The 25,330-nt window shown below is 47.4% G+C and carries 29 protein-coding genes; all 29 read left to right on the forward strand.

Features of this window, described 5'->3' with window-relative positions; all coding sequences use genetic code 11:
* Positions 1 to 205, forward strand: a 205-nt coding sequence (locus tag WC052_04570; GenBank protein ID MFA7286903.1) for a hypothetical protein, incomplete at its 5' end; no start/stop codon positions are given.
* Between the two features lie 12 nt (positions 206 to 217).
* Complete coding sequence (locus tag WC052_04575) at positions 218 to 340, forward strand: hypothetical protein (GenBank protein MFA7286904.1); 123 nt, start codon at positions 218 to 220, stop codon at positions 338 to 340.
* A gap of 3 nt (positions 341 to 343) precedes the next feature.
* Positions 344 to 580, forward strand: coding sequence for a hypothetical protein (locus WC052_04580; protein ID MFA7286905.1), 237 nt, complete (start codon positions 344 to 346; stop codon positions 578 to 580).
* A gap of 358 nt (positions 581 to 938) precedes the next feature.
* Positions 939 to 1,421, forward strand: coding sequence for a hypothetical protein (locus WC052_04585; protein MFA7286906.1), 483 nt, complete (start codon positions 939 to 941; stop codon positions 1,419 to 1,421).
* Positions 1,421 to 3,145, forward strand: a complete 1,725-nt coding sequence (locus WC052_04590) for a phage terminase large subunit family protein (GenBank protein MFA7286907.1) — start codon at positions 1,421 to 1,423, stop codon at positions 3,143 to 3,145. Before WC052_04585 ends, WC052_04590 begins: the two co-directional genes overlap by 1 nt.
* Positions 3,146 to 3,883, forward strand: coding sequence for an FkbM family methyltransferase (locus tag WC052_04595; GenBank protein ID MFA7286908.1), 738 nt, complete (start codon positions 3,146 to 3,148; stop codon positions 3,881 to 3,883).
* Positions 3,883 to 5,721, forward strand: coding sequence for a phage portal protein (locus WC052_04600; GenBank protein MFA7286909.1), 1,839 nt, complete (start codon positions 3,883 to 3,885; stop codon positions 5,719 to 5,721). Before WC052_04595 ends, WC052_04600 begins: the two co-directional genes overlap by 1 nt.
* Before the next feature lie 35 nt (positions 5,722 to 5,756).
* The gene (locus WC052_04605) at positions 5,757 to 7,877 is read left to right on the forward strand and encodes a phage major capsid protein (protein MFA7286910.1); all 2,121 of its coding nucleotides are present in this window, start codon (positions 5,757 to 5,759) and stop codon (positions 7,875 to 7,877) included.
* A gap of 68 nt (positions 7,878 to 7,945) precedes the next feature.
* The gene (locus tag WC052_04610) at positions 7,946 to 8,746 is read left to right on the forward strand and encodes a hypothetical protein (GenBank protein ID MFA7286911.1); all 801 of its coding nucleotides are present in this window, start codon (positions 7,946 to 7,948) and stop codon (positions 8,744 to 8,746) included.
* A 64-nt stretch (positions 8,747 to 8,810) separates the two neighbouring features.
* Positions 8,811 to 9,386 (forward strand): hypothetical protein, encoded by a 576-nt coding sequence (locus WC052_04615; protein MFA7286912.1) that lies wholly within the window; start codon positions 8,811 to 8,813, stop codon positions 9,384 to 9,386.
* A complete protein-coding gene (locus WC052_04620) occupies positions 9,386 to 9,796 on the forward strand; it encodes a hypothetical protein (GenBank protein MFA7286913.1) in 411 nt (136 codons plus the stop codon). The genes WC052_04615 and WC052_04620 overlap by 1 nt, the downstream gene beginning before the upstream one ends.
* Positions 9,796 to 10,203, forward strand: a complete 408-nt coding sequence (locus tag WC052_04625; protein ID MFA7286914.1) for a hypothetical protein — start codon at positions 9,796 to 9,798, stop codon at positions 10,201 to 10,203. The genes WC052_04620 and WC052_04625 overlap by 1 nt, the downstream gene beginning before the upstream one ends.
* On the forward strand, positions 10,203 to 10,640 hold the full coding sequence (locus WC052_04630; GenBank protein MFA7286915.1) for a hypothetical protein: 438 nt from the start codon (positions 10,203 to 10,205) through the stop codon (positions 10,638 to 10,640). Before WC052_04625 ends, WC052_04630 begins: the two co-directional genes overlap by 1 nt.
* The gene (locus tag WC052_04635) at positions 10,627 to 10,986 is read left to right on the forward strand and encodes a hypothetical protein (protein ID MFA7286916.1); all 360 of its coding nucleotides are present in this window, start codon (positions 10,627 to 10,629) and stop codon (positions 10,984 to 10,986) included. The genes WC052_04630 and WC052_04635 overlap by 14 nt, the downstream gene beginning before the upstream one ends.
* A complete protein-coding gene (locus WC052_04640; protein ID MFA7286917.1) occupies positions 10,986 to 11,990 on the forward strand; it encodes a hypothetical protein in 1,005 nt (334 codons plus the stop codon). Before WC052_04635 ends, WC052_04640 begins: the two co-directional genes overlap by 1 nt.
* A gap of 81 nt (positions 11,991 to 12,071) precedes the next feature.
* Entirely contained in the window at positions 12,072 to 12,488 is a 417-nt protein-coding gene (locus WC052_04645) for a hypothetical protein (GenBank protein ID MFA7286918.1), read from the forward strand.
* 17 nt (positions 12,489 to 12,505) lie between these two features.
* The gene (locus WC052_04650; protein ID MFA7286919.1) at positions 12,506 to 12,859 is read left to right on the forward strand and encodes a hypothetical protein; all 354 of its coding nucleotides are present in this window, start codon (positions 12,506 to 12,508) and stop codon (positions 12,857 to 12,859) included.
* Positions 12,846 to 14,849, forward strand: a complete 2,004-nt coding sequence (locus WC052_04655; GenBank protein MFA7286920.1) for a hypothetical protein — start codon at positions 12,846 to 12,848, stop codon at positions 14,847 to 14,849. Before WC052_04650 ends, WC052_04655 begins: the two co-directional genes overlap by 14 nt.
* Positions 14,833 to 15,690 (forward strand): discoidin domain-containing protein, encoded by an 858-nt coding sequence (locus WC052_04660; GenBank protein ID MFA7286921.1) that lies wholly within the window; start codon positions 14,833 to 14,835, stop codon positions 15,688 to 15,690. The genes WC052_04655 and WC052_04660 overlap by 17 nt, the downstream gene beginning before the upstream one ends.
* Positions 15,690 to 18,344, forward strand: a complete 2,655-nt coding sequence (locus WC052_04665) for a LamG-like jellyroll fold domain-containing protein (GenBank protein ID MFA7286922.1) — start codon at positions 15,690 to 15,692, stop codon at positions 18,342 to 18,344. The genes WC052_04660 and WC052_04665 overlap by 1 nt, the downstream gene beginning before the upstream one ends.
* Positions 18,344 to 21,094: a hypothetical protein gene (locus WC052_04670; GenBank protein MFA7286923.1), complete on the forward strand. Its 2,751-nt coding sequence runs from the start codon at positions 18,344 to 18,346 to the stop codon at positions 21,092 to 21,094. The genes WC052_04665 and WC052_04670 overlap by 1 nt, the downstream gene beginning before the upstream one ends.
* Before the next feature lie 10 nt (positions 21,095 to 21,104).
* Complete coding sequence (locus tag WC052_04675; protein MFA7286924.1) at positions 21,105 to 21,515, forward strand: 3TM-type holin; 411 nt, start codon at positions 21,105 to 21,107, stop codon at positions 21,513 to 21,515.
* 1 nt (position 21,516) lies between these two features.
* On the forward strand, positions 21,517 to 21,807 hold the full coding sequence (locus WC052_04680; GenBank protein MFA7286925.1) for a hypothetical protein: 291 nt from the start codon (positions 21,517 to 21,519) through the stop codon (positions 21,805 to 21,807).
* Positions 21,795 to 22,019 (forward strand): hypothetical protein, encoded by a 225-nt coding sequence (locus WC052_04685; GenBank protein ID MFA7286926.1) that lies wholly within the window; start codon positions 21,795 to 21,797, stop codon positions 22,017 to 22,019. Before WC052_04680 ends, WC052_04685 begins: the two co-directional genes overlap by 13 nt.
* 16 nt (positions 22,020 to 22,035) lie before the next feature.
* Entirely contained in the window at positions 22,036 to 22,470 is a 435-nt protein-coding gene (locus tag WC052_04690; GenBank protein MFA7286927.1) for a M15 family metallopeptidase, read from the forward strand.
* Complete coding sequence (locus WC052_04695; GenBank protein ID MFA7286928.1) at positions 22,470 to 23,147, forward strand: glycosyltransferase family A protein; 678 nt, start codon at positions 22,470 to 22,472, stop codon at positions 23,145 to 23,147. Before WC052_04690 ends, WC052_04695 begins: the two co-directional genes overlap by 1 nt.
* A gap of 315 nt (positions 23,148 to 23,462) precedes the next feature.
* Positions 23,463 to 23,720 carry a hypothetical protein gene (locus WC052_04700; protein MFA7286929.1) on the forward strand — a complete coding sequence of 86 codons (258 nt, stop codon included), beginning with the start codon at positions 23,463 to 23,465 and terminating at the stop codon, positions 23,718 to 23,720.
* A gap of 3 nt (positions 23,721 to 23,723) precedes the next feature.
* Complete coding sequence (locus WC052_04705) at positions 23,724 to 24,467, forward strand: hypothetical protein (protein MFA7286930.1); 744 nt, start codon at positions 23,724 to 23,726, stop codon at positions 24,465 to 24,467.
* A complete protein-coding gene (locus tag WC052_04710; protein ID MFA7286931.1) occupies positions 24,451 to 25,320 on the forward strand; it encodes a hypothetical protein in 870 nt (289 codons plus the stop codon). Before WC052_04705 ends, WC052_04710 begins: the two co-directional genes overlap by 17 nt.
* The last annotated feature ends 10 nt before the right edge of the window (positions 25,321 to 25,330 follow it).

A 25,330-nucleotide genomic window follows, 5' to 3' on the forward strand; every position in this document is an offset into this window, starting at 1 on the left:
CTATAACCGCCACATGTATGAAAAACTTTATGCCGCATCACACGACGTTAAAAACCACAGTCGTGCAGCGCGTCGTTCGATGTGGAAACAGGCGGGCCGTCACTTGGCGGAGTGGAAAAAACCGCTTAGTTTGTCAGATCAGTTCCGTCATGCGATGGAAGAAGCAATGATCAATGGCGATCGTACGGTTAATCACACCCTATAGCAAGGAAATGTCATGTATTACGTTATTTGCTTTGTCGTTGGCGTCACCTTGGGCTACTTTTTTGATCTTCGCATCGCCGAGGTGCTGCACAAGATTCGGCGTGTGATCGTTAACGTCCGTGTGCCCAAAGAGTAGACGATGCCGATTCCCACACCCAACGCCGATGAAAAACGCAGCAAGTTCGTATCACGTTGTATGAATGATGCCGTCATGAAACGGGAATATCCGAATCAAAAACAGCGTGCGGCCATTTGCGAAAAGGCGTTCGACGAGAAAAAACATGCTGCCTTAATTGCCGTCATGACGGCACGCAATTTTACGCCTTGCCAGATCAAAGCGGAAATCGCCCGCATCGAACGTGAGCAGGGAGAATGACATGCCCTTGTACGTTTATGAGTGTTATGACTGTGGCCATCAGGTAGAAGAGTTGCGACTCTTCAAAGACAGGGATAAGCCGAAACGTTGCACCAGTCCTTATTGTCTTGCAGGTGGTGATCTACAACGTGTGATTACGGCGCATGCTTCCACACCTAGTAAATGGAGAGTGTAATGCTGATCTACGATCTCATTCATTCAGCATGGCGCAATCATCCGGCCCACCCGTCTACGATGTCAATGTGTGAATCGGAGAAAAAGATTTAGCCGCAGTATGACGCGGTTTCTCCATGGGACTGGGTGTTTGCGGTGTGCGCCCAGTCCCAACAATTTATCTTATACACCGTATGAGGTTCACATGAAAAAGTTCATCACAATCGTCCTTTGTGTGTTGATATTGTCGTTTGTGATACCGTCCAATTTGGCGGGTCAAGCATCACAACAGTCCACCAATGAATGCGTGGTTTACAACGCTGGACAGTACGATGTGTGCATACTCAAAGGTGGACCGGTAGCCAACCCAAGTTTCCTACTGGTGGGCCGTTTGTCCACGTGTGATTCGACGTTTAACGTCCAAGGTGGTCTCGTCGGCAATCCCAGCGACAGTGCGTTTGTGCAAATGGATATGTACGCCCAGCGCATGCTGTCCACCGACAGTTGCGCCGTGGTCGAATTTTTCGCCTTGAATCTGGACGGCAGTGCTGTACGTGCGATCATCGAGCGTGACGGTCTGGCCGAAATCATCATCGTCGGCGAAACGAACTTCCTTCGCATCAGTTGCTCCGCCGAAGGTGAAACCATCCTCATCAATTTTCTTACTCCGGAACCGAACACGATTTAATGGACAAATCTCCTGTGGCAACCTTATCACGTGATGCCCAGATGCTAACTGGTGCAGGTCTTGACAAAATGGCGGACAACTATCCGCGTTTGTTCATGGCCATGATGCACCATCGCACGACTAAAGGCGATCGCATGACGTTCCGTGATAAGCCATGGTTGACAGCGATTTATAAGGACAACAGCCATGACATGGTGATCATCAAGTGCTCCCAAGTCCACATGACGGAGCACGCCTTGTGTGCGATGTTTACTCTTGCCAATAAGGGTAAACGCGGTATGTATGTGCTACCCAGCAAGGAACACCGACGTACCTTCGTTGCCGATCGCATCAATCGACTGAAAGATTACAGCCCACTGTATGCCAATGCCATCAAGAGTGGTGATACGGAAAGCGACAGCAACGTATACAAGTCGCTGTTCGGCCATGGCTGGAAATATGTGGGCAGCAACGTCAAGACCGATTTCTTTGAGTTCCCATGTGATGCGCTATTTTTCGATGAATTTGACCTGCTTGATCAGGACAACCTGCCGTACGCCTATGATCGTATTGCCAACTGTTCGCATCCTTACGTGTGGAAATTCGGTAATCCCACACGTGATAACTTCGGCATTCACAAAGAGTTTCTTGATTCGGACCAGAAGGAGTGGCACGTAACGTGTGAACATTGCGGTCATGAACAGATACTGGAATGGGAAACGCATTTCGTCGAGCCATACCTCAACACATGGAAACTGCGCAGCCCGTCCGGTCAGGCCATCTGCTTTAACTGTCATAAAGAATTTGATCGTCTCGGTTTTGGTCATTGGATTGCGATGAATCCGGGTGTGGGCCGTGTGAGTGGTTACCGTATCAGCAGGTTGTTCACTAACAAAAGCAAAAAACCGAATGACATCATTTGGCTGTTTAAGAAGTTCATCCTTGCACAGAATGACCCGACCTTACTGCAAAACTTCTATAACAACTATCTCGGCGTAACGTACGAGAATGTCGATTTCAAACTGTCGAAGGAAGCGATGCATCGTAGTATCTATGCGGGCGCAAAATTTGAATACGACCCGCATATTTTTCGCACGGTAATGGGTGTGGACCAAGGTAGCAAGTTCACATGTGTGATCAGTATGGTTTGGGCCGGCGAATTGATTGACATTCATTATGCCAACGTCGATCGTTGGGCCGATGTGGAAAAACTGGAAGCGGATTTCAATGTTGTATGTACCGTCATTGATGCGGCCGGTGGTGGCTATAATGAAACGCGTGATTTCGTGAAAGCCAAGGGTCACCGGTGGATGTGTTATTATCGACCTAAAGATCAGGTTAAGACCGAGTACAACCAAGATTATTCGAAGCAAGTGCTGGAGACGAATCGCACGGAATGTCTCGATGCCATGGTTAAAATGATCTTGGATAAGAAATCACACGTCAGGTCCGATTTCATTCATGCCAGCAATAAGCAATACCTTGCCCAGATGATGACTCCAGCGCGTGTGACTGATGCCAACGGTCGTCCTGTATGGACCAAAGGTAAAGATCACTATTTTCATGCAAGTGCCTACCGTTACTTGGCATTTAAAGTCAGTGGCATGCGGAGTAGTGTTGCCGCTGGCACCAGTTGGCACACCGGTGAAGCGTCCGAGTCCAAACAGCAAGACCCGAAAGCACGTGTAATTGGTGAACGTCCGACCAAGGACAAAAAATCCAAACCTAAAAGCTGGTCAGTATAAATGGCTACTCTGTATAAGATGCATGACTGTGGTTACAAGAAATGTGCACCATGCCACATGAAAAGCTATGAAGCGACCGAAATCGACTATGTATGTGATTATCTCGACCGCATCACACTATTCGGTAAACTGAACGGTGTATTCGTGGACATTGGTGCACACGTTGGCCTGTGGTCATTGTCGATGTCCGAATGGTATATTAATCGTTATGCCATCGTTCCCATTATCTACGCTTTGGAGCCGGAGTCAAAAAATTTCATGCAGTTATGCCGTAATGCACAACAGAGTGATACTGGAATACGGCCCGTTCAGGCTGCTGCATGGAATAAGAATACGCATCTATTTTTAAAAACGAATGAAAATCCGGGTCGCCACCAAGTCATCGATGTAAAATCGCAACAGGCTCAAATGATGCGCGTTCAGGCTGTCGCATTGGATAACGTCGTACGTGATGATGCCAATCGGCAAATCGATGCCATCAAGATTGACGTTGAAGGGGCCGAATTGCAGGTACTTAACGGCGCACGTGGTATTTTTGATGCGAATAAAAATCTACTCGTAGTTGTGGAATACAGTATTGAGCACCTTGCCGAATACGGTACGCACCCCAACCAGATTACCGGTTTTATGCAAATGAATGGATTTACACCCGCACGTGAACTTGATAAACACATCGTCGAGACCATCTGCGTCGACGACTTGAAGCGGGTGATATTCATTAAAGGAGACCTTAGTTGATGCGGCATTTTATAAAAACGATTTGGCAATCGGTCCGCAATTTTATTACACTCAAGGACCGTGTTGCCAATGTGGAGATCGAACGTCGTTACAGCACGTTGGATTGGGCGCAACGGCAACCGAAGACTAAACATGATCTTGATGCGCCGAAGGTTAACGCCAACGTGTACATCGCCACACGTGCCATCGCCGATGCGATTAAAGGCTTGCCCGTTAAAATCGTTGAGGTGGAAACGGTTGGTGGTGTGGAACGCGAAGTGGATGATAATGATCATCCTGCCAATGAATTACTACGCAATCCGAACACCGAACATTCATGGTCCGATGTCGTTGATCACATCGTCAAGTCATATCTCAACGATGGCAACGCCATTTTGACCATTGAACTGTTGACCGGCCCGAATGAATTTGCCCAGATTTGGCCGCGTGACCCGCGTTTGGTAGACATTAGCACGCGTGATCGTTCTTACCGATTCGGCGTATATACTGCCAACCAGAAGGTTTACCCGCGTCGGCGTGTGATTCACATCAGAGATATGGACGTAGATGACCCATTTTGGGGAATCGGCCGTGTGAACACCGTACGTGAAGAAATCATGATGGATTATTTCGTTAATCGGTTTAACAGCAACTTTTTCCGATTTGGTGCCACACTCAACTTGATGTTCACACCCGATCACGACTTGACCGAAGACCAGCATCAACAGATTCTGGATGCGATGAGTTCGGAAATCGGTGGAGCGGAGAAGGCGTTCAAAATCTTCATCAATCGGTATGCGGGTAAATTTGAATACCCGGACCAGAAACACAAAGATATCGCCTTCCTCGACCTGTTGAAACATAACCGTGAGAAAATTTTTGGTGTGTTTGGTCTTCCGCCGTTTCGTGGTGGTGTGATGGAGTATGCGAATTACGCGAATGCACTTGCACAAGACATCGATTTCTGGATGAACACGATCAAGCCGATTCTTAAAGTCATAGAAGACGGACTTAACAAGCAGTTGCTGTGGCCCATTTTTGGCCAAGACATCCGCATCAAATTTGACCTTGACAGTGTGCCAGCGATCAAAGGTGACCAAACTGCGGTTGAAGATCGTCTCCTCAAATTGAAGAAGGAAGGCATCGTCAGTGCGGAATACGTGCGTGAACAACTCGGCATCGATGAAGACGCTGCGCCCGTAGTGCCTGATGCGCTTAAGCCGACAGCCGGTGTTCCGGCCGATGGTGAACAACCCGTTGACGGTGAACAACCGCAACCGGCTAAAGCGAAGAAAGGTGAACAACCCAAAAAGGCTGAAAAGGAAGAAGTTGAGAATGCCCTATTTCGGCTGTTTAAACTACAACGTGTGACAGTCATTGCGGCCGCTAATGCTATGACCGGTGGTGGTTCAATGATGAGTGTATTGTGTGATCCAGACACACAAGCTCCTCGTCTATATAACAGTATATCTGCGGCCAAATCGTTCCGTAATAACATCGTTCCCATTCTCCGGAAACAATTAACTGATCGGGGAACGGTTACCTTGGCCAATATTGGCGTGTTCAATCCCAATGATCGGGCCGTCGAGGAATTGTTACGACGTGTGGATTTCCAATTGGAGGACATTGTTGATCAAAATATGACCATGCTGCGTTCCGTCCTAAGCGATGCGGACCGTTATCAATGGTCATATTTGCAACTTGAAAAACGTGTGAAGGCGATTTTCTCGTATACGCGGGCAGTCGCTATCACCAATTCGCTGTTGACTGATTTTGTTAATGGCTCGGCACTGGTGTTGTCCCAGATGAAGCAAACTGGTCACAACAGCCCAATCGATGTCGCCGTGCTCAGTAAATAAATAACCTGTCTAATCTTATTAAGGAGACATTGCGCATGGGTTCTGAACGAGAGCAAAATGCTCTTACACGGCTCTATGATGAATCGCGTCCCGATGTGATTCTCGTTGCGTGTGATGTCGCATTCGAATTTTCCGAAGCAACAGACGGGAAGGAAGGCGACATCGATATTGAGGGTTGGTTCATCACCGAGAACCTGATCGAGTCACGCAATTTGATCGTAAAAGCCAGCGCATTCACACACAAAGAAGGCATGTCGCTGTTCAATGGTCGTGTGTTGGCTTTCCATGATCAATACAAAGAACCTATCGGCGAAGTGACGAAATTAGAGATCGTCAAAAACAAAGGCATTCGGGGAAAAGTGCGTATTTGGCGTGAGAACAGTTCGCTGTTGATGCGTGCGATACGCGAAGGTAAACTGGAAGCCTTTTCCATCGGATTTGTTGTTGATAAATACGAGGTGGAAGAAAAAACGGGAACGGTCACTGTGATACAAGGCCGTCTTAAGGAAGTCTCGATTGTCAACATCGGAGCCGACAGCAACGCACTATTCGAGGTGCGTAATTCACTTGAAGACAAGAAAGCAATTACCACTAACTTATCCGAAAGGAGCCTTAACTTGGCTACCAAAGACAACACCCCGGTTACCGTTGAGCAGGTCATGTCCGAAAATGAAAAGCTCGGCGTGCGGGTTGATGAACTGCAGGGAATTCTGAACGGCATTCGTGAAGCGCAGACGCAAGCGGCCGATCGCATGATCACCAAGAGCGAACTGGCCGAACGGCTGGAGAAATTCTCCACCGATCTGGCTGGAATTAAGACCATGGTTGAGACGGTGAAAGCCGAACGTGCGGTTGCGGATACGCGGTTTGCCTATACGGATTACCGGTCCCTCATTACCGATTTCGTGTGGTTGACGGACGATGACGGCAACAAGCTCGGTGAAGTCGCCCAGCGCGCCTACTGTCTGTTCCAGATGCCGGTTGATTACGACAAGATGGACAACGGACAGGAACTCAAGAACCTCCGCGACCTGCATGATGCGATGTTGATCGCCGATGCGATGAACCGTTACAAAGGCCGCGATCGGTACACGATTCAGAATCTCAAACTCTACAAGCAGCTTGTCAAGCTGACGGAGAAGTTTGATAAGGACGTGGCTCTGGCCATGGCTGGTGGCAACACCGGTTATGGTGCGGAATGGCTTCCTTCCGAACTGTCGTCCGAGTTCAATGAGATTTTGCGTGTGCAGCCGCGTCTGGCCTCCAAGTTCCTTACGTGGAACATGCCCAAGGGTGGCTCGGCCAAGTATCCGTTCCAGAACGGCAAAGCCGTCGTGTACAAAGGTGGGGAAGCGTTGGTGGACAATGCGGAAGAGCACCGCAAAACTAACATCGCCACTGGTGTGAAGACCTTTACGCCCGATTTGTTCGTTGGTGCACTGGTTGCTTCCGAGGAAGTCACCGAGGATGCGATTCTCGATATGGTGGCCTTCATTCGTACGGAGTTGGCCAAGGCGTTGCTGGAAGGTTTGGAATCGGCCATGATCAACGGTGATGACAGTGCGACGCACTTTGACAACGTTGATGAGACCAAATACCAGACCTATCAGGTGGAAACGTCCTTCAAGGGTATTCGCAAGCTCGGCATTACCGTTACGCGTGATATCGAAGATTCTTCGGCCACGACGGGCGTGAACGCGCTCGAAATCGTCAACTTTACCGATGCCAAACAGGACATGGTGGAAGCGGGCCTCAATCCGTCCGAATGTCTCTATGTGACGGGCATCAAGGGCCGTTCGCAAGTGCAACAGGCTTTGTTTAAAGAAGATGCTCTCGGCGTTCTGGCCTTCATGATTTCCGGCACGCTGCCGACCATCGACGGTTCCGAAATTTACATTTCCGGTCAGTATCTGGAAACGTTGGCCTCCAGCGGCCTGTATGCGCCCAACACCGACGTGAAGCACACGTCCATGTGTTGCGTGCATAAGCCGTCGTTCCGTATTGGTCAGCGTCGTGGTGTGACGCTCGAATATAACAAGAACATTCTGACGCAGCAACAGCAATTCGTCGCCACGGCCCGTTGGGATTTCGGCAAGATTTGCGCTGATGCCATCGTTCCGGTCGCCGAAATGATCAACATCCAGCACACGGCGTAATTAACTACGTGTGATAATACTAAAATGTGGGCCGGTAGCACGGCCCACTTTTCCAAAGGAGTTTTACTTTGGCTAGAATGACACGCGCTGTTCGTGCCGGATTGATTAAGTTTGCGCTGTTGACGGGAGCGGCTGATTCTTCGACAGCCGGAATCACGTGTACTGCGGGTGATGGAACGGCCATTTCAGCAAACGATGAACTCATCGGCGTGCTGGAATTGGCCCAGACCACCAACGCTTGGACGGACACTACTGCGTCTTCGTCCATCAGTACCACTAAATTGCTCTGTCCTGCATCTGCGAATGATGTGGTGGCGGTTTGGTGGATGGCATGTGATGCCGGTTTGCAAGTGGATTCGCCGTTCGTCTCCGCCGAAGTTGGAGCGGGTGCATTGGCGAATGTGTCCATTACGATTTCGGGTATCACTGAAGAAGACACACTCATTTCCGTCATTGAAATCAACGCTTCAACCGGTGCATGGACTGATCGTACGGCCGCGTCCAGCATTTACGCTGCCAATGCGATTCGTTGTACGTCCTCTACGAACGGCAATTCGGTATTCGTCATGTGGATGGATGCCAGTCCTCGTGCATTTGCAGCGTTGAACTTGCAAATGCGAGTCGGCACGATTGACAGTTCACCCAGCACTGACCCCTCGTCTGCCACTGTGACGGGCATCAATTCAAATGATGTGCCGTTGGTCGTGTTATGCGTCGATGAAACGGATTATGACGCGTTGGATGAATTGACCAGCGTCACTACCGTTGCAGCCGACGATACTCTCACGATCGATGAACCGTCACCCACGGCATCGGCCGGTGCTAAGTTGCTCGTCTTCTATCAGAAGAGCAACGATCTTGATGCTTAATCTCGGTTCGAAACTACCAATGCGGGCTGTGTAATGCGGCCCGCATTTCTTAAGGAGTTAGCATATGGGTAATATCATCACATTGGATGAATACCGGGATTATGATGATCTTCCAAGTCCTGCTGAAAATGAAGATCAAATCGGTGTGTGCATAACCCTTGCGACCGCTTATATTGAAAGTAAAACCGGTCGCACATTTGAAATTGATCAACCGTCGCCATCACCACATGATGCGATTGAAATTCTTAATGGTAATGGTACGTGCCGACTATACACTCATAATGCGCCGGTCACCGGCATTACCAAACTGGAATATTGGGATGGGCAAGCATGGCAGGAATATGACATCGTTAGTTACCCGTATACCTACAAAGACAGCAGCAACATAATTTACTTTACCGAAGGTCACCGATTCATTAAGGGTTGGCAAAATACTCGTGTGACTTTCGAATATGGTTTTGATGCGGCTATGCCAACCGATCTGAAACAAGCGTGTTATCAACTGGCAAAGCATTTCGTATTGGAAGCGGACCGACTCGGTATCAACAGCCAATCGGACGGCGAACAAACATTCAGTTATGAGCATGCCGTTCCTAAATTCGTTGCTGAAATCATTCAACGTTATAAAACGGCGTACTAATGTCTGATTTCAACTTGACAATGCGGGTCACACCCAAGAATTTTCGCAGTTCCGCTTTGATGAATGCGTTAATTAAACTTGGACAGATACCCACACGGTTACTGACATCGCTTGCGGAAGATGTCACAACCGAAATTCAAACCAATCTTTCAGGTCGTATTCTACAACGGCGATCTGGCCGCTTGCACGATTCATGGAATTGGTTCGTCCAAGCAATAAACGTTGGATGGCAACTCATTATCGAAAGTGACTGTGTATACGCACGTATTCATGAATTCGGTGGAATGACGGGTAAAAATCACCGTACGCACATCAAGGCCACACATTATGCAACGAAGGCGATTATGGCCCGTAGAGCGCAAGTACACCGGTTGTGCACCGATTACATGGCCAAAATAACGGTGAAATAATGGCAAATACAAAGACAACGATACTCGACAATCTGGTCACTCAATTAGAAACGTCGTCCAGCGTGGCCAAGGCCACACGCATACTGTTAACTCCGGTCGATGCTCGTAAACATTCACCGTATGTGGGCTTAATAGCCGGTCCAGAAGAGGTAGTAGTCGAGGATTCAACACACGTTCGGTATGAATTGGACATCAGCATCATCCTGTTGAAAAAAGGACGAGACATCGAAACGATGTTAGATGCCGTCAAAAACGTTTTATATGGTAGTACCTTAGCAGCCACAATCGGTGCTCTTCAAATTCGTGTGATTGGGCAGGAAGAAGTAGCTCTAATTGATGCTGATTCCTACAGTTCAACCCGCATCGTTGCAACGATTACTTATGTTGCTACCAAAGGAGCATTTTAATGAGTGCCTCAACTGCACATAGCACAGTTGTAACGTTGCTGGGAACGTACGCGCCATCACCCATTTTTTCAGCGACGTATAGCACGCATCAAACGGCGAACTTAGTAATTCCATCGTTGAGTGTGGAAGTCGAAACGGATACGCCAATTAAGGGTGATGCGGCCATCGATCAGTCCGAAATCGTTGACAACCGATTAATACGACTTTCTATCCGTGTCCATACCGGTTACCGTTTGGGACCAATCGACACGGCTAACAACATAGAAATCACCGATGAAGTCGTGACTTGGTTGCGACAGCACATTAATCTCGGCAGCGGCTATCGAATCTTTGATGTAGCTGGTGTCGCTTATAATGTGGACCACATGTCAAGTGGAACCACAGGGTCAGAAATAACAGTTGACATACACAAGGTGGAACATTATGCCCAAAGTTAGCAAACCGAAATTAGACAAAACCATGGTGCGGGTGATCAAAACCGACCAACTCAACCAGCGTAAGCTCAAAATGATCGCCAATCGGTACGGTATTTCCCCGATTAGCGTGCGAGAACTGCAACTTGGTTTTGTTGAGGAAATTCCGCGTGTCGCTGCTGATCGGTTAGAAACCGATGGTTACGTTGTGCGGACCAAAGACAAACCACGTGTGGCACAAGCACGCGTTGATTCTTTAACCACTGACCCTATGGAGCCTGTTGAAACGGCCGAAGATACCAACGTTCAATCGGTATCAACCGAAGCGTTGATGACGGGTGACCCGGACAATGACGAGGAGCACATCTAATGTCCCAGACCTATGAAACAAGACAAGTTCGCTATGGTTATGCGGACCAAGCCGATTTTGATACTGTGGCCGTAGATGGGGCTGCCGTTGCGGAGGTCACGTGTGACCCGTTTGACATCGACCCTGATGTTATGATTCATGAGTTGCCGCACGTCCATGGCACGCGGCAACCGGTTGAAAACACGACCGTTCACACGACACAAGGTAGCTCGGCCAAATTCAGCGTAAGCGGACCCGTTGATTTGAATGACATCGACCAGTATGCCTATGCGCATTTTCAGAAAGTCATTGAAGGAGCCGATACTGAATTCACGAAGACCTTCACGTACTTTAGCACGCATCCTGATTTTGGTGCCAATGCTGGTCACTTTTTGACGTGGATTAAACGTCTACCAGTGGCCAGCACGTCACAAAAAGCGATGGGCTGTATTGCCCCACGTTTTAAATTGTCGGCTGAACGTGATGGCATGTTGATGTATGAGACGGATTGGGTTGCTCTTGGTACGACCATTGACACGTCCAATCCGTCCGGCACGTGGACCGATCGCGATGGTTCCGGATTTTTGTATTTCAATGACATTGCCAGTGCGACGTTGACGCATGGTGCAGCCATGGCATCACCTACGGCCATTACGATGCAATCATTCGAAGTGGAAGGCGCATACGAGACGGAAAAAGTGGGCCACAGCGTAACTAATGGCTTCGAAGAGCACGGCATCAAAGGTCGTTCTGGTACGTTCAAGATTAAATTCTTGCGTGACAGCACGGCCGATGAAGCACTGGAAAGCCTTAAAGAAGGCGAAATGGTCAAATTCGATGTCGATTTTGGCACGTTGACGATCTCGGTTACCGGCAAAATCGAATCGATGGAATATGATAAGGAAGGATTGCTCATCAGCCAAATCACTTGTCGCATGCTGTCCTCATATGCGGCCGGAGTTGTGGGTGAATGTTTGACGGTCGTCGTGCAAAACACCATCGATCGTAGTTGGCCCGCTGCCTAAGTTACATCACTAAGACAATGATGCCCGTGGTTATGGCCACGGGCATCTTTCTACTGGAAACTTTCTCCAAGGAGAATTATCATGCCTCTCCGCTTAGTAAACAAGCAACGCACGCATGCAATCACAGCGTGTGACACTATCTTCCGCATTATCAGTATGTCCATCGGGGACAAAGAACGTCTGCTCAACAGCATCTTAACTGTCGGTCCTGAAAATGGTGCTTTTGGACGGCTTTTGGACACCATCACGCCCGCCATCGTCGAAATTGATGGGTATACTGACAGCCCGCGCGTGGTTCTGGAACAGTTAACCGAATTGGCGGATTTGCAGGAAGTCATCAGGGCAATCATTGCGCATTGCCAACTCACGCCATCCGAATCAAAAAACTTACTCTCCTCGTCGGTGCAGCGTACTCCGGAATCGGTGGGGAATGCGGAGAATCATGCCGGAGCGGACGGAGAGCCTGTTTCAATCACACCGACGCAAAAGGACTCATAACGGCCAAAGGTCAAAACATGAAATCATTACGTGTGAATATCAACGATTGGGATAAAGTCGTTGATGCCGCACGTCTTCATGCCAGTGACCCGCATTTACCTATATGGAGTGCATTAGCCAATTACTACAGTGTGTGCATTCCGTCCATTGTGACGGACCTGTCTCGTAAACTGTGGAATTTACACCAACGAATTAGAGGCACACAAAACGAAACATACCAAAGTTACTATGATCTGCCCGCATTTTGGGTCAACGCGTGTGATATAATCGATGCAGAAATCGCACGTATTGATCGAGTTAGGGCCGATAAAGTACAACGTGAACAACGTGAATTACTGCGTCGCTTAGGTCAATCCAATGGCAACAAGTAAAGAAAAATTCCAACTCGTATTTGAAGCGCAGGAAGCTGCCTCCGCCAAAATTAAAAAGCTTAATCAGGAGCTTGCTGATCTTGGTGGACCCGCAATGGTTAAATCGCAACGCGAGATTAAGAAACTCGAACGCGAAATTAAATCATTGAGTGGTGAAACGCAAAAAGGTTCAATATTCTTTTCACGTTTCACACAGGGAATTGCCATTGGTAATATCGCAGCTGATGCTGCCGTTGCCGCATGGCGTGGATTCGTTGGACTGCTTAAGGAAACAGTTACAGCAGCCGGTGATGCCGAACAACGCTGGCAAATGGTAACGGCCGCTTTAGAACGCCATGGTGTGGCTACCAATCAGAATATCGCTGCCGTACGGTCATTTACTACTGATATGATGTTATTGACCGGTGTGGCAGACGAAGATTGGGGAGCGGCCGTTCAGACCATGGTAGACCGTGGTGCTTCATTATCGCAATCTTTCCAATTAGTTGCAGCCACAGCCGATATAGCCGCGTCTAAAGATAAGGACATGGCAAAAACATTGCAAATGGTTGCTGATGCTATTGGTCAACGTGATCTTGGTGCATTGGAAAAGTATGGAGTTGCCGTTGATAAAAATACCAGTTTTACCACACAACTGAATACGGCGATCGCACAACTAAATGCTAATTTCGGTGGGGCCGCAACCGATGCTGCCACTGGATTTTCCATCCGACTGAATGTACTAAAAGAATCATTTGGTGAACTACAAGAGACGGCCGGTGGCGTGTTGTTGCCCGTACTAACTGAATTCATCAATCTGTTGACCGATTTTGTAAATGAGTTCACCCGCATCAATTTCGCTGATCAATTTGACGCACAAGGAAAACAAGTTGTGACGACTGGTGCTGAGATGATCGACATGATGTCCAGCATGCGCAGTCATATGACTGGATGGGTAAACGTCGTCGTCGGTGGTAGTCGCATTATCACCAACGCGTTCCAAATCGTTTATGATTCAGTTAAAATGGCGCTGTCACCGATTGCTGATCTTTTAGCGGCAGCCTTGGCAGTATATAAGGGTGACACCGGAGCCGCAATCGAGATCATAAAGAATTCAGTAAGTAACGTAGGTGCGGTCGCACAAAGCACCAGTGGTGATATTGACGATTTGGCTGCCGCTGTCGTTCAACTAAATAACGGTTTGGGACAAGTCGCATCATCGGGGAATGATGCATCATTGGCCATCAAAAGTAGCACACAAGCTGCGGCTGATGCTATTGCTCAACTTGATGTGGTAGGACAAACTGTTAGTGGTGTAGCTATCAGTAATGCCAATAATTTAAAAGCGGCCATGGACCAAGTAACCGCCACTCTTCCGCAAGCTGTTGCCGATACGGGTGAAGCGGTAGATGAACAAGTTACAATGGCCACGGCGGGAATGATGGACACATCCAGTTATGCCATTCGTTTTACGGCCAATGCTGGCCAACAAATGAAAAGCATGATGGGTGGAGCCGTTGATTCAATGATTGGTAATATGGTTACCGGACGACAGAGCTTTGGCGAAGTATTCAAGGGCATTGCCCAAGACTTTATGACCTTTTTCATTAAGCAAGCCTTGGCCATGGTTATGAATATGTTCATTCCGGGTCTGGGTAGCATTTTGGGTGGCATTTTTGACACACCGGCTAACGATCGCATGGCTGCACAGCAAGGACGTGATTTTATGTCATGGTTCACACGTGGTGCATTGGCCGAAGCGCAAGGTGGGTCCGAATTGGCTGTTGGCATTGGTCGTACCTCTAACCGTATTGTACCCGTGGCTTCCAGTGGTGCTGGTGGTGGTGGCATGGTTATGATGAATGTGACTATTTCGGGCAACGTGATGTCCGATCAATATGTGGAAAAGACAATTGCACCAAAACTACGCAAATTGGTAACGGACGGCCGGTCATTACTAAGTATTCAAAACGAAAATAAAACGGGTGGGCGTGATGTCAATATTACTTGATTTTCACACCTATGAAGTGATGGATGGGGCCACTATCGAAACGGTAAGCAGTGAATCGACAGGCCATCCCGCCGAACATGCCATTTCACCATTGGAACCAAATTTTGCTTGGCAAGCAAATCAAGCTAACACACAACACGTGTTAACCGTTGATCTTGGTGAATCACGCACGTGTGATGGATTTAGTTATATACATCATGAAAGGGATACGACCGGACCACCGGTAGCACACGGCATTACTGTTACTGTTCAGTATTCAGATGATGCGACCACATGGAATGCAACCGAGTTAGCTTATCACAGCGATGGTAGTTTAACTCCGACTGATCACGTAACCGAGTTCATCAAATTGCGCTATTTTATCATCAGTAGTGTACCAGTAGCTATTACTGCACGTTATTGGCAGTTTACTTTTGCAGAATTGGCTGGTCCATTTTTTTACGCGCCGGTTGATATGCGTATAAGCATGTGTTGGTTGTTTCGGTTACATCAATTGGACCGTGGACGGAGTACTCCGGACAATAGCAGCATTGTGTACCCTGTTGGCGATTTAGCTTTACCATTCGGTAAAACATACCGCACAGGATATAGTGTTAACGCTTCCATTCCGTTTACCGGCACATGGATGGTTACCAACACAGAATACGATGTTCTTCGTAGTGTGATGCGTGAATGTAATGGAGTATACCGTCCATTTTTGTTACGTGATTGGGATAACACACGCCGTTTGTGTCAATTTACTTCGGATGAAATTGATGAAGAATTACTCGACTTGGACCTATACCGTGTTACATGCCAATTTGTCGAGTTACCAATCGTAAAAAAGGATAAGTACCACTAATGGCTATCGGCGACATTACCACAACGGCAATCGCAACTTTAGATTATGCTGCGAATGTCACATCTGAACACACCATGGTCCACCATTCTGGGACTACCTATGTACTTGGCCATTCAGATGCTAGTCGACATGGTTATATCCGCACATTTGACATTTCTGATGATGGAACGACCATCACAGCTATCGATTCGTGGAAATTTTATACTGGCACCACTGTTGGTGTGGCCATTGTCAAAGTTGCTGCCAATCTATTTTTTGTATTTACAAAGACCAGCGTTGGGTGTGAAGGATTTACGGTCCAAATTGACAACAGCGGAATAATCACGAAAGCCAAATATACGACAACTGGCCTGCTGTACAACGGCGTGCCATATTGCCCACGTGTGATTCGGATTAAGGACACCGACTACTACGTAACATCCAATCGTCAACAGACAACCAATTTACTATTAATTCGCGTGTTTCACATTGACCCCAATACTGGAGTAATCACCCAGACCGACTATGACGACACACAACCATTTGGTTATAACTCTGCCATCGTTGAATTACCCAATCGCGTGCTGGTTAGTGTAGCCAACAACACGACTAATCAAGGATTTATTCGCACGTGGACCATTAATGTCACTACTGGTTTACTATCGGCCGTTTTAGATAGTGAAGCATTCACCGTTGGAACTTACCCGTATTCATGGGTAAGCGTATTACCCGTTTACGAAAGTGGAAATTTGGTGGTTTTTCACTATTATGGGTCAGGCGACGATGGTTATTTACAAACGGCACGCGTTGACTTGGCCACCGGAGCAATTACATTAATCAACAACCTTGAATTTGACACCGCTTTGGCCACACGTGGACGTTTACACCGACTTGATTACAAAGGCAACTTTATGATTGCCTATAATGGCTACAGCGTCACTAACCCAACAACCGAAGGCTACATTAAAACATTCACCATTGATGTACAAGGTGTTATTGCGCTACACGAATCATGGGCCATGGGCGCATACGCATGGGACCCATATGGTGAATGCAGTGGCACGATTCTTCCCATTGGTGATTTAGATGCTGGCATTTTTGCACTCACACGTTCGCGTACTAGTGGCCATTATGGGTCAATTACGACCATTCATGTTGAGGCTGATCTTAATCTTGCTGGTTCTAAAAGCGTGCGGTTATTTGCACCTGTTGATGCACTACCAATATTAACCAGTGGGCGCAACACAACCGGGTATGCTGTTGGACGTGAACCAAAGTACACGTTAGATAATGACCCGGACACGTGGTGGACACCCAGCAGCACAGCCGACAGCGCGTTATACTATGATTTAGGCAGCGCAAAAACTGTTGATGCAATTACCTTTTGGCTGCACAACTACAATGAAGAGTACCAAGACACCAAATCATGGACTGTTTCGTATAGCAGCGACGATGCGACGTATTACGCTTTGGAAACTAAATTGTTTACCACCTATCGCACGAATTACGGGCCGATGATTGTAGATGAATTTGTTATTCCAGTTTCTGCTCGGTACTGGAAAATCGAATTCACCAATTTTGATGCGGCACCGGTTACGATTAGTCCGGAAATAAGTTGTGTGTGGTTCATGAACGACTACTCCCTACCATGGCATCACCAACGGCCGGAAATCAATAAACTACTATACTTTAACAATCAATCGATCACACGTTCTGGGCACAGTTTTGCCACACACGCTGGTTTGGGCAAACAACGAGTAATTCAACGGGATTTTGTGTTTGTAGAAAATGCAAATCAATGGACTAATCTATATGACGCGTACGCTGCTGCCCGTGGTAGTAACCAGCCAATCATCATTCAATCAGAACTGGATTCAAACCAGTATTATGCGATGCAGTTTGCAATTCCGCTGTCGCCCAATATGATTGACTCCAGCACACGCATGCCACGTGTGGTGTTACGCGAACTCGGCTATAAACGTGTGTCGTATACCGATCACATTTTAGGTGTGTTGGACTTAACAGTTGGTTTGTGGCATTTTCGTGATGACGCATTGGACGACAGCGGAAATGACAATGACTTGACTGTATCTGGCACACCTACATGGTATCATGGTGCTACTGAACATGACAATACATCAGTACAAATAGTCAACCCGGATAAGTACACTTTGGCCGCAGCCGATGCAACTGACTTTGATATGGGAACTGGTAGTTTTACTGTTGAGGTGTGGGTCCGAGTTGATGTGGCCACGACCAGTATGCTGGTTCATAAATACGTATCAGTGGCTGGTGGACTGATCATGGGTTTTGACTTAGGTTTTAACGCATCCGGTGCTAACCAGCGTTGGCAAGTTAAACTTGGTGATGGTGTGACAACCATTGCTACAATCACACCCAATATTGATTTGGGTGAATATCATCTATTTACAGCAGTAGTAAACCGCACGGCTGATACTGTTACTATTTATAGAGACGGTGTGTTATTTGATGGACCAGATGACATTTCAACCATTACTGGCTCAATGAGTTGTAACACACGTGATTTAAACATCGGTAGCACAGTTGCGGGTGTCTACATTGACGAAGTATGTATCACTAAGCGAATACTAACGGCAACTGAAATTGCCACACGTTATGCGGGCCGCATTGCCTACGGCGAATGGGGAATGTAATGCTGACAAAATCAACGATTTTTGATACATACGCAGCTACATCAGGTCATCAACGTGATGTAATTTTGGCCATCACCCAGAATAGTGTTACTTATTACTTTTCCACCCGACCGATGCCACGTGGTTTGACCTGTGGGCCAATCTATCCGATGTTACTGGAGCATGGGTCATTAAATGAAGGCATCGACATATTTACGAAGCAGTGGCATGTGTCCGATGTGACTTTCATTTTGTCAGATGAACCATATTATCCGGTGGATGGTGGCACACCCGTACGCGCTTCAACGTTACTGGAAGACTTAAATGGTGAAACGTGTGTGCTGTACCAATGGGTAGACGGCATCACCAATATCACTGATTGTCTGATTATTTTTGATGGTTACATTCTGCAATCATTGGAAGTAAACAAAAAACAAGCTCGGTTCACCGCACAGGATAAGAGCAAACTGTGGGACATGACCATCCCGGAACGTGTAATTGGTGATGTGTGGCCTAATGCACCTGAAATTAACTTGACCCGTCCGATTCCGGTATTGTATGGCAAGTTTAACGTTGCAGACCCCTATGATGATGCAGCCACAACTGCAACCGGTTTGGCTCTCGGTCTTTCCTACGAGAATAAACTTAACGGCAAATATGTAATAGCCGATCATGCGGTTGACATGGTTGGCACTCCATACCGAGAAACTGGTGGACCAACTGTTTTACCAGCCGCACGTTTGACCAATGGTACGACCGGCCCATCGTGGTTACAAGCACACCAAAACGTCATACTCGATTTTTACCTTGACGAAATTTTACCCGGTGTTTATAATGACGAATCCTACTATGAAAGTGAAGCAAACCGCATTAATTTAGGCGATGGAAGTTACAGCACGACTTGTCCGTTCTACGATCGTTTATCTGATGATGGAGACGATGCCGAAGGTTTAGCTCTGTTTGGTATCCAACATGAAAGCATTCTACGACAGCACGTGTTAAATGCGGGCCATGCGAAAGGTGGTTATCATGGCATCGCACATTCACACTGGCCCGAAGTTGAAATTCACCAGTTACGATTTTATATGTACTACGGTGTAGATGGAGCAACCGATTATCGTGTTGAGTGTGGGTATGCTTCTGACACTGGCACTGGTGGCACCAGTTTATTCCAATGGGAATCATCAAATTGGTTTTATCCGGGTGATACCACACACAATTTGGAATCATCTGATGTAAGTACCGACTTTCCCGGTGCACAGTGGGCTGTGGGCATCTACTGGAATTGTGGTAGTGTCAGTTCTTCTAATTCTGATGGCATCGTTGGTAACGCTATTATCGCAACTATGGCCGATGCAGTGATGCGTTACTATCACACCACAATGTACCAAGACACCCTGTGGTGCGCATCCAGTGGTAAAGAATACTACACCGCATTAACAGTCACTGATCGTGACAATCCTTATAACGTGGGCGCGGCGATAGAAGACCCGGCCTTCATTATTGAAGACCTGTATCGCACGTTCTTTGGTTTAACAAGTGCCAGTATTGATATCGCAACTTTTGACGCGGCTGCTAATGTAAATGTTATGGCCCGTATTGACATTACCGAACGAACATTAATTAGCGACATTGTTCGGCGTTTGTCAGAACAAAGTACATTTGTAATCGCTGCGTCTGGTGCTGGGAAACTACGTTGCATTCCACTAAATGATAAAACGCCAACCACTAATACCATTATACGCCGTGGACAACTGGTTAACGATGATTTTCGCATGACCAAAACGCGTTACATCATCAATGACATGGACATCAACTCCCGGTGGCAACCAGAGTACAACCGTTTCTTGGAGGCCAATAATTACAGCGACAGTATATCAGATGCGGCCGTTCGTACACGCCACGGGTCATTCAACTGGGAAAATATTGCTGGTACCAGTGCATCACATGTTGCCCAGCATTATGTTAACCCCACCGACGGTATCTGGTCAAAAGAACACATACAGGTCCAATTTACAACGGCCGGATTCACACACTCACATCTTGAACCCGGAGATTGGATTGAATTTGACCCCGACATCGATGACCTAAAAACGGCATTTGGTACGACGTGGACTAACAAACAATTGCTGATTATTGAAACGCAAAAGGACATGGACAGCGTAACGATTACGGCCATTGAGTTATATGTGTATGTTGACCCATCAGCAAGTCCGTCTCCATCACCAAGTCCGTCACCGTCGCCAAGCCCAAGTCCGTCACCAAGTCCGTCTCCATCACCGTCGCCTACTGGTGCCAGTTCACCACCGGCCGGAACAGCACCATGGGGCCGATATGATCAACAGGCAGCCACATCACCTATTACGCTGCCGTGGTTGGCTGCCATGACTGATAGCATTACCAATGTTGGGGTAACGACCGACAGCGGCTATATCGCGATGATGGACCATTACGCTTTGCAGTTTGATGCGGCTGTTGAATTGGACACCGATTCGACGTTTATCATCACAATTGATCGTAACCTAAGTGGATTTCCACCGTTACAACATGGAGCCGTAGACATTTATTACAGCAGCAATAATAACACGTGGACTAAATGGGGAACCACACGTTCTTACGTTAATGGCATGCATGGTTTTGGTAATAAAATATATATCGATGGCAATGGTCCGGCCGGTGTAACAGCAACTTATTGGAAACTCTATATCGTAGAGGCTCCGGGTGATGCTGGTACAGTTGGCATGACTGAACTTGAAGCAACCTTAGTCTAAAGGAGAGCACATGGGACTCTTAACATTCCTTGGTGATGTGGTCAAGCCCGTTGCGGATTTGATCGACAATCTCCACACATCAGGCGAAGAAAAACTGACGTTGCACAGTGAACTCACACGAGTCGAAAACACATTTGCGGAAAAAGTGCTCGACTATGAGCAAAAGATCACCCAAATGCAAGCCGATGTCATCATGACGGAAGCCAAGGGTGAATCATGGTTGCAACAGTCATGGCGACCGATCACGATGCTTACTTTTCTTGTGTTGGTCGTGCTGGATAGCCTAGGTCTGTTGACCCATGAAATTCCACCGCAAATGTGGACGTTACTCGAACTCGGTCTCGGTGGTTATGTAATCGGCCGCAGCGCGGAAAAGATCGTTCCGGCTGTCGTCGACAAATTCAGTAAAAAGGAAGGATGATATGTCGAACGGCAGCAATGAACCGATTGAATTCACACGTGGTGATGCAGAACGTCTGATTGTAATTGAAACCAAACAAACCGCCACCAATGAAAAATTGGATGATCTAGCCACCGGTATTAGCACCTTCATGAATGACTACAGTTTGCATCATGTCGCATTGGAAAAAGCCGTTGCTGCCAACACGCGCTTTCGTAAAACTACGATTCGCATTTTGTTATGGGTTATCTCGACCAGTGGAGGTCTGGGTCTACTGGCCGCTGTTGCGGAGGCTGCCGGTTGGCTTCATTGAATGAAGCTGCATCCGATCTCATCTACCACATTTTAGAACGCATTATTGCATGCGAAGGTGGATATATCGAGACGGTGGTACTCGAAACGGGTGAAGAAGCCACCTATCTCGTCCCAGACATTCCACCGCATATGTGGTGTGATGATTGTAAGAAACGATACATGTGCAAAATTCGGTTATTGAAACGCTGGATGGAAGCACCTGAAAAATAACGATAAGGAGTTGATAATGGCGAACTTTAGCCCTGAAAGTGAAGCGTTTTTGGCCACACTCCATCCTGATATGCAGCGCGTTTTAAGACGGGCGATCAAGATTTACGATTTTAAAATACTGTGTGGTCTGCGCACAGAAAAGGCGCAAGCGGAAGCTTTGGCCAAACATACGAGTACGGTCGCTTATCCGGAAAGTAAACACAACCGATCACAAAAATTAGATGGTACTTACGATTATAAAATGTCCGATGCGGTTGATTGTGTTCCCTTTCCTATCAAGTGGCCCGATCTTCGCAACCAAACTACCAATGAATATGTCAAACGCATGGGTGAATTCTACTTTTTAGCCGGTGTGATGTTCATGGCTGCGGCCATTGAAGGTGTGCCTATTCGTTGGGGTGGACGATTCAAAAGCCTCTTCGACGGACCCCATTTTGAGCGGATTCCGTAATGACAGCCGTTATCATCGTTTCATTTGGACGGGCCGAGTTGCTAAAGCATACGCTTGATAGTTTACTCAATAGCAACTATGACCCAGCCCAAGTCAGCATCACTGTGGTCGATAACGGGTCACAACCAGAAGTAGTAAGCCTGTTGACCCATTATCGACCACAAATTCATAATCTCGTGCTATTACGTAACAATAGAGGCAAACCTTACGCTTGGAATTTGGGCGCACGAGTGGCACAAGAACAATGCGATGCTGTGCAAATACCCAGCATTGATTACTTTCTGTTTTGTGATAGCGATCTCGATTTTAAACTGGGATGGCATGAGACACTAACCACAGCCTATAAAGAACATCAAAACCTTCCTCTGTGTGGTTTAAGTGGTATGCGTTGGCCGTCGCATAAATTAGATGCATTACAAACCGGTCCGACCACACAAATAAACGTCGTCCGCTTCCCACCCGGATGCTGTATTTTAATGTCCGCAGAAGCGTATCGACGTAACGGACCTTGGGACACCAAGCGTCTAATCCGCACTGTTGATACCTGTTATTTCCGAAATGCATTTGCACGTGGGTGGAAGAATGCAAGTATTCATCCAAACTCGGTGATTGACCACACAGGAAGAACCAGTCGCACATGGCATATCCAGACAGGTAAGCCTAAACTACTCCCCTGATCAGACGGCCGAACGTGGATACTGTCCCAACCGTTCAAGGTACCCACGGTACCCACGGTACCCGCGTTCCAAATATATGCATTGGATTGCGAAATGTTCGCAACGTAATATACACGCCTGTGCACGAATTTGCAACGAGTACCGTGGGTACCGTAAGTACCTGTAGATTTATTCTACGGAGGTACCCGCTCAACCGGTCGTATTCGGGTACCGTGGGTACCACAGTCGGTTGTGGTCTACCCCTCGGACCGTCGATTTGGCAACTGGTTTGCTATGTTTAATGATATGACCATGGGTGATCAACATGAGGTGACTATGGAATGGAAACGATGTACACGATGCGACCAAAGAAAACCGGATATTGAGTTTTACCGGAACGAAGTGGGTGTAGTTTTAACGTCAGTGTGTATTGCTTGTTGTGTGAACAAGCCACTTAAAAAGAACCAAGCCATCGCAGACGAACGCAACAACCTGCAAAAGCAAGAGGTAATACGCACACAGCGTGAACAGCAAAAGCTTGACATGCAACGTAAACTGATAGAATCAGGGTTGATTGACCCGTTAGGATTGTAAAGTATGGCAAAAAACGAAGCTGGTAAACCAACAGTGGGATTTATCGTTCACACGAAAGTGAAACGATTTGTTGCCACACGACGTAAAACAAAAACTCTTGTGCGTGGTGCGTTTCTCGACAGCTTAGAAAGTGAAGTTAAACGCATCGTGATGCAATCGGCCGAAGCAGTAGATTACCCCAGCCATAAAACGTTAGACACCATCATCGTTTCAGTTCCGAAAATAAAAATCAAAGACTGCTTGGTGTGTCATACCCGCATCAAACAGTGTGTGCATGATTTCAAACCGGACATGCTGGTGTCCAAGCGATTTTTGGCTGATGTAAACACCCACGCGGCCGCAATGGTCATTTCTTCACTGGAGACGATCACTGGTGTGTACTTGGAGCAAGTTGCATCGGGTAATGCAACGGCTAAAATTGTCGATCGCCAACCGAAAATGGCCCAACAAGCGATCGATGCCGAATTACCTGACCTGCCGAAAGCCGATGACGCGGATAAATACACCTTCGAACCTGCTTTGCCGCGTGAATACATAACTGTTACCTGTCAAGTGCAGGTGCAAGGTATGACACTGCTGGTCAATGATTTTATAATCTTCACCGGCAAGACCAATGAACAAATTAAAAAGACCATGACCGTCATGGCCACACGCGCTTTGAGTTTGTTCGGTGTGCGTGACCCTGTGGAGGTTATTGTATTGGAAATCAAGCGACAAAAGGAGCGTTTCAGTGGCGCAACGAAATAGCATTCACAGCAGATATGTTGTTCTTCCGGATACGCATGGTGAATTGGTTGATCGACCCGCGTTGGAGTGCGCGTTGCGTGCAATCGAAATCATCAAGCCGACTGGCATTATCTTTTTGGGTGACATTGGCGAATGGTCAAGCATCAACCATCACCGGCCCAAAGTGGAAAAGATGCCCGCGTCGGAACTGTCGCATGGCGTACGTCGTGATGCCCGCATGGTTCGCAAATACGTGCTTGACCCAATCGACGAAGCGTGTGATAAGGCCGGTGTAAAAGACAAGTACATGTTGGAAGGAAACCATGACCGTTGGTTGGAATTTTTCGTCGATGCTTACCCGGATTATGCCGATACGACGTTCGACGAGGCCACCGGTTACCGTTTCGACCAGATATTCGACTGGAAGCGGCGCAACTGGAAAGTCGAACCATGTGGCAAATTATTGAAGATAGGAGAGCTTCATTTCTACCATGGCCACCTATACGGTGGTATCCATCATGCCCGTAATCATTTGATGCGAATGGGCGTTAATATCGTCTACGGCCACTGGCATGATTTTCAAGCCGTCCACATCACACACGTGGACGGACCCAAAGGTGCCTACTCCTTGGGTTGTTTGAAAAACATCGACCCGGATGCAAATCAGTGGCTGGGCCAACGACCGACGAATTGGGCGCATATGTTTGGTGTCGTCGATTTTTACGCTGGTGGTCGCTTTTCCGTTCATCCTGTTCCGATCATCTTCGGTAAATGTACATTAATTGGCACCAATGAGGTGATTGACGGCCATACCCCACGACCACTGGTCAACGTTAAACGTGGACCGACCAATCGACGGCCGGTGAAGAGGTAAATTTTGCTGT

Source organism: Patescibacteria group bacterium, assembly GCA_041675205.1.
Classification (GTDB): Bacteria; Patescibacteriota; Patescibacteriia; order GWA2-46-9; family GWA2-46-9; genus JBAYUF01.